The 6348-nt window shown below is 73.8% G+C and carries 5 protein-coding genes; all 5 read left to right on the top strand.

The annotated features are described in order from the left end of the window. Positions 1–1313, top strand: a 1313-nt coding sequence (locus tag I4I78_RS28565; RefSeq protein ID WP_218614609.1) for a heparan-alpha-glucosaminide N-acetyltransferase domain-containing protein, incomplete at its 5' end; no start/stop codon positions are given. 10 nt (positions 1314–1323) lie between these two features. Next, entirely contained in the window at positions 1324–2757 is a 1434-nt protein-coding gene (locus I4I78_RS34015; protein ID WP_218614608.1) for a M1 family aminopeptidase, read from the top strand. A gap of 113 nt (positions 2758–2870) precedes the next feature. Next, entirely contained in the window at positions 2871–4385 is a 1515-nt protein-coding gene (locus tag I4I78_RS28555; protein ID WP_218614607.1) for a cytochrome ubiquinol oxidase subunit I, read from the top strand. A gap of 9 nt (positions 4386–4394) precedes the next feature. Then, on the top strand, positions 4395–5426 hold the full coding sequence (gene cydB, locus I4I78_RS28550; RefSeq protein WP_218614606.1) for a cytochrome d ubiquinol oxidase subunit II: 1032 nt from the start codon (positions 4395–4397) through the stop codon (positions 5424–5426). After that, on the top strand, positions 5423–6348 hold a 926-nt coding region (locus I4I78_RS28545; protein WP_308252422.1), incomplete at its 3' end, for an ABC transporter transmembrane domain-containing protein. The genes cydB and I4I78_RS28545, both read left to right, overlap by 4 nt.

Here is a 6348-nt window from a genome sequence, read left to right as displayed (position 1 = left end):
GTGCCACCGCCACACCCGGACGCGACACCCCCGTCCGCGCGGACACCGCGTCCTCGCGCCTGGTCGGCGTGGACGTCGCCCGCGGCGTCGCGCTGTTCGGCATCATCGCCGTGCACGCGCTCGTCGAAGGCACCGAGGACGGCGCCCCGGCCACCAACTACCTCGTCTTCGGCGGCCGGTCGGCGGCACTGTTCGCGCTGCTCGCCGGGGTCGCGTTCGCGTTCATGACCCGCAGGCGACGGCTCCGCCCCGGCGTCGACGCCCGGGCCGCGGCCGCCACCCTGGCCACCCGCTCCGGCGTGCTGCTGGTCATCGGGCTGGCCCTGGGCTGGACGGACCCGGAGATCGCCGCGGTGATCCTGCCGTACTACGCGGTCATGTTCCTGCTGGCGATACCGCTGGTCCTGCTCCCGACCGGCGTGCTCGCCGGGCTGACCGTGGTGTTCGCCGGCGGGCTCCCGGTGCTCTCCGCCCTGCTCCGGCCGGGTCTACCGGCCGCGACGCTGGACAACCCGCACCTGGGCGACCTCGTCACCGACCCGCTCGGGCTGCTCAGCGAGCTGACGTTCACCGGCGCCTACCCGGCGCTGACCTGGGTCACCTACCTCTGCGCGGGGATCGCGGTCGGGCGCCTGCGGCTGTCGTCGCCACGCACCGGCATCGCGCTGCTCGCAGGCGGCGCGGCGGCCGCAGGGGCGGCGACGGCGACGTCCTGGTGGCTGCTCGGGCCGATGGGCGGGTACGCGCGGATCGCCGCCGCCACCCCACCGGCGCAGCTGGAGACGGCGCCGACCATCGTCGACTTCGTCAACGGCTCCCCGGACGGCGTCACCCCGACCACGACGTGGTGGTGGATGGCCACCGTCGCCCCGCACTCCGGCGCCCCGCTGGACATGGTGCAGACGATCGGCTCCGCGCTCGCGGTGCTGGGCGCGGCGCTGCTGCTCGGCCACGTCCCGGGACGGCTGATCGGCCACGTGCTGCGCCCGGTCGCCGCGGCCGGCTCGATGACCCTGACCCTCTACACGGTCTCGCTGCTGTTCATGAACTCGCCGCTGGACGACTTCGACCCGCTGCCGGGCTACCTGTGGCAGGTCGCGGCCGCGATGCTGATCGGGGTGGCGTGGCGCCGCGCGGTCGGGCGCGGGCCGTTGGAGGGCGCGATGTCGGTGCTCGCCCACGCGGCCCGGGACCGGGCCCGGCGCGGGCACCGCGCCGCGGACGAGCCGTCCGGACGCGGTGACCGACGCGATCGGGTGGAGACCGCCGACGGGGCCCGCGCGCCGGTCGCCGCGGGGGACGACCGCCATTAGCGTCCGGAAGGTGATCGACTTCGGTGTGCGGCAACGTGCCCTCGTCGGGGTCCTGGTGCTGCTGGCCGTCCTGGCCGGGTGCGGCGCCGGTGGCCCGGCCGTCGGCACCGGGCCCGGCCCGACGCCGGCGCAGCCGTGGCCGCAGCGCCCGGTCGTCGACGCCTCGCTGGACCTCGCGCCGGATCTCTCCTCGGTGACCGGGACCGAGTCGGTCCTGTTCACCCCGGACCGCCGGATCTGCGAGGTCGTGTTCCGCAACTGGGCGAACCGGCCGAGCACCGCGGCCGACGGGACGTCGTCGCGGATCACCCGCGCGTCGGTGAACGGGAACCCGGTCACGCCGCGGACCGAGCAGGCCGGTGCGCCCGCGGGCGCGCCCGGCACGCTCGTGGAGCTGCCGCTGCCGGCCTGCGTCCCGGCCGGTACGCCGGTGCGGGCCGAGGTCGGGTTCCAGGTCGTCCTCGGCGCCGAGTCGACCGAGCGGATCGGGCACTCCCCCGCCGCCCGCACCGCGTGGCTCGGGTCCGCGCTGCCGCTGCTGGCCTGGGTGCGCGGGCAGGGCTGGGTCCGCGACCCGGCCGTCCGGATGTCCGGCGAGACCGTGACCAGCGAGGACTTCGCCCTCGAGGCCCTGCGGGTCACTGCTGCGACGGACCAGACGGTCGTCGGCACCGGGACCGCCGCCGGGACCGCCGCCGCAGGCCCCGGCCGCACCACGCACCTGTTCACCGCCGAGGCGATCCGCGACGTCGCGGTCGCCGCAGGCAACTACGCGATCACCGAGGCGAGGGCGGGCGGCACCCGGGTACACGTCGCCGTCCCGCGGACCGGGACGAAGGGCTCCGCCCGGGACTGGGCCGCCGAGGTCGGCACGCAGCTCTCCCGCCTCGAGGACCTGCTCGGCCCCTACCCCTACCCGGACCTGTGGCTCACGATCGTCCCGACCCAGAGCGACGGCGTGGAGTTCCCGACCGCGCTGCAGTTCGGCGACGTCGGCGCCCGCACCCGCCCGTCGCTGGTCGCCCACGAACTGGCGCACATGTGGTTCTACTCGCTGGTCGGCAACAACCAGGCCCGCGACCCGTGGCTCGACGAGGCGTTCGCGACCTTCGCCCAGGCGATCGCCGCCGGGCAGCAGGACCAGTACCGGATCCGCAACTTCGGCCCCGGTGACGTCGCCGGCCCGATCGGCGCACCGATGTCGTACTGGGACTCCCACGGCGGGTTCCGGGCGCTGACCGACGCCGTCTACGACCAGGGCGCCGCCGCCCTGCTCGACGGCCGCGAGCGCGTCGGCCCGCAGCGGTTCGACGCCGCGATGCGCGCCTACATCGCTACCCACGCCCACCGGGTGGCGACCCCGGCCGACGTCGACGCCGCGTTCGGGGACCTGCCCGAGGTCGTCGACGTCCTGCGCTCCCACGGCGCCTTCCGCAGCTCCTGAGCCCGGCTCCGGCCGGACGTGTCGCGGGGCACGTCGCCGTCGACTTCTACGTGGTGTAGAACTACTACAAGAAGTAGAAGTTCGCCGGACGGCACCACAGGGGGACACCCGCGATGGACCCGCTCGATCTCGCGCGATGGCAGTTCGGCATCACGACGATCTACCACTTCCTGTTCGTCCCGCTGACGATCGGCCTGTCGGTGATCGTGGCCGCGCTGCAGACGGCGTGGGTCCGGACCGGCCGCGAGGACTACCTGCGGGCCACCAAGTTCTTCGGGAAGCTGTTCCTGATCAACTTCGCGATGGGCGTGGTGACCGGGATCGTGCAGGAGTTCCAGTTCGGGATGAACTGGAGCGCCTACTCGACGTTCGTCGGTGACGTGTTCGGCGCGCCGCTGGCGATGGAGGCGCTGGTCGCGTTCTTCCTGGAGTCGACGTTCATCGGCCTCTGGATCTTCGGGTGGGACCGGCTCGGCAAGCGGGTGCACCTGGCCTGCATCTGGGCCGCCGCGATCGGGTCGAACCTGTCGGCCTACTTCATCCTGGCCGCGAACGCCTGGATGCGGAACCCGGTCGGGTTCGAGGTCGACCCGGTGACCGGACGGGCACGCCTGACCGACATCGGGGCGGTTTTGGGCAACGACCAGGCCTGGTCGACCTACCTGCACGTGGTCTCGGCCGCGTTCGTCATCGCCGGGCTGTTCGTGGTCGCGGTCAGCGCCTACAAGCTGATGCGGTCGCGGTGGCCCGGCCGAGGGGACGCCGCCCCGCACGAGAGCGAGCACCCCATGTTCCGGCGCACGCTGCGGGCCGGGTTCCTGGTCACCGCGATCGCCGGCGCGCTCGTCGCGGTCTCGGGCGACCACCAGGCCAAGCTGGCCGCGACCTACGAGCCGATGAAGCTCGCCGGGGCCGAGGCGCTGTGGGAGACCGAGACCCCGGCCGGGTTCTCGCTGTTCGCCGTCGGCGACATCGAGGGCAGCCGCAACCACCTCAACGTCCAGGTCCCCGCGGTGCTGAGCTTCCTGGCCACCGGCGACCTCGGCGGCACCGTGCAGGGCATCAACAACATCCAGGCGCAGTACGAGCAGATGTACGGCCCCGGCGACTACCGGCCGAACATCGCCGTCCTGTACTGGTCGTTCCGGCTGATGATGGGTCTGGGCATGTCGGGTGTCGCGGTGGCGGTGCTGGGGCTGTGGCTGACCCGGCGTGGACGCCTGCCGGACAACCGGTGGATGTACCGGGTCGCGATCGCCGCCCTGCCGGCCGCGCTGACCGCGAACATCTTCGGCTGGGTGCTCACCGAGATGGGACGCCAGCCCTGGACCGTGCACGGCGAACTCCTGACGGCGGCGAGCGTCTCCCCCGGCGTCAGCCTGACCGAGGTGGCGATCTCGCTAACCGCGTTCACCGCCCTCTACGGCGTGCTCGCGGTCGTCGAGTTCCGGCTGCTGCTGCGCTACGTGAAGGCCGGTCCCGGGCACGTCATGCCCTACCTCGACGGGCCGCCCGACCCCGAGTCCGAGCACGAATCCGGGCCCGACCCCGGCGACGGCCCCGGGGGCGACGGCGAGCCCACCGGCGCCCCGGGCCGCGACGACCGCTCGCCCGTCTTCACCTACTAGGAGCCGATCATGGATCTCCCCGTCGTCTGGTTCGTGGCCGTCGCGGTCCTCTGGACCGGCTACCTGGTGCTGGAGGGCTTCGACTTCGGCGTCGGGATGCTGGTACGCGTCCTGGGCCGCCGCGAGGACGACCGCCGGGTGATGCTCGGCGCGATCGGGCCGGTGTGGGACGGCAACGAGGTGTGGCTGATCGCCGCCGTCGGCGCGATGTTCGCGGCGTTCCCGGCCTGGTACGCGTCGATGTTCTCCGGGTTCTACCTGCCGGTGCTGGCCGTGCTGCTCGGCCTGATCGTGCGCGGGGTGGCGCTGGAATACCGGGAGAAGGTCGAGGACCCGCGCTGGCGGGCCCGCTGCGACGCCGGCATCACCGCCGGCTCGTTCCTGCCGGCGTTCGTGTGGGGCCTGGTGTTCGCGAACCTGGTCCGCGGGCTGCCGATGGTGCCGGGCCCGATGGGGGTGGGCGTCGTCGACGCCGGGTTCACCGACCTCGTCGACGGCTACGCGCTGCTCGGCGGGGTACTCACCGTCGCCCTGTTCGTGCTGCACGGCGCCGTGTTCCTGACCCTGAAGACCGACGGCCCGGTGCGCCACCGGGCCCGCACACTGGCCGTGCGGATGGCGGTCCCGGTCCTGGTGCTCCTGGCCGGGTTCCTGGGCGCGACGCTGTACCTGCGGGAGACGACCTGGACGGTCTGGGCGGCGCTCGCGTCGGTGGCCGCGCTCGCCCTCGCCGCGGGCGCGGTGCACCGCGGCCGGGAGGGGTGGGCGTTCACCGCCACCGCCGCGACGGTCGCCGGCCTGGCCGTGGTGGTTTTCGGCTCGCTGTTCCCGCAGCTCCTGGTGTCCACGACCGACCCGGCCCTGACCCTGGACGTCGCCGGGGCCGCCTCGGCGCCCTACACGCTGACGGTCATGAGCTGGGTCGCGGTGGTGTTCCTGCCGCTGGTGATCGGCTACCAGACCTGGAGCTACTGGGTCTTCCGCAAGCGCCTGGTCGGCGAGCGGGTGGAGCCGGCCCCGGAACCGGCGGGCCGGTCGTGACCGCCGCACAGGCTCCCGGGCCACCGATCGACCCCCGCCTGCTGCGCACCGCGAGCGCGGTGCGCGGCCACCTGCTCGTCGCCACCGCGTGTGGCCTCGCACTGACCGGCCTGATCCTCGCGCAGGCATGGCTGGTCTCCCGCACCGTCGCGTCCGCGACCGACGGTGCGGACCCGACCACCCTGACGACGCTGGTCGCGCTCGTCGCCGGGGTGGCCTTGGTCCGGGCGGTACTGGCCTACGGGGCAGAGACCGCCGCGCTCCGCAGCGCCGCCCGGGCCAAGTCCCAGCTGCGGATGCAGCTCGTGGACCACCTCACGTCCGGTCCGCCGGACCCGGCCGGGCGCAACGCGGGCGAGCTCGTCACGCTGGCCACCCGCGGCCTCGACGCGCTCGACGACTACTTCGCCCGCTACCTCCCCCAGCTCGTACTGGCCGTGCTCGTGCCGGTCGCGGTGCTCGTCGTGGTCGCCGACGCGGACTGGGTGTCGGCGCTGGTCATCGGCCTGACCCTGCCGCTGATCCCGATCTTCATGGCGCTGGTCGGGATGCACACCCGCGCGCGCACCGAGCGCCAGTGGCAGTTGCTCTCGCGCCTGGGCGGGCACTTCCTCGACGTCGTGCAGGGGCTCCCCACGCTGGCCCTGTTCCGCCGGGCGCAGGCCGTGGCGGGCAAGGTCCGGGAGACCACCGACGAGCACCGGCAGGCGACGATGGGCACGCTGCGGGTCGCGTTCCTGTCCGCGTTCGTGCTCGAGGTGCTGGCGACCCTGGCCGTCGCGCTGGTCGCGGTCGAGGTGGGCCTGCGCCTGCTCTACGGCGACCTCGACCTCGAGACGGCCCTTCTGGTGCTGATCCTCGCCCCGGAGGCGTACCTGCCACTGCGCGAGGTCGGCGCCCGCTTCCACGCCAGCATGGAGGG

The sequence above is a fragment of the Pseudonocardia sp. KRD291 genome (assembly GCF_019263595.1).
GTDB lineage: Bacteria > Actinomycetota > Actinomycetes > Mycobacteriales > Pseudonocardiaceae > Pseudonocardia.
The sequence above is the reverse complement of the archived record's forward strand: the minus strand, read 5'-3'. Positions and strand labels throughout refer to the sequence as shown.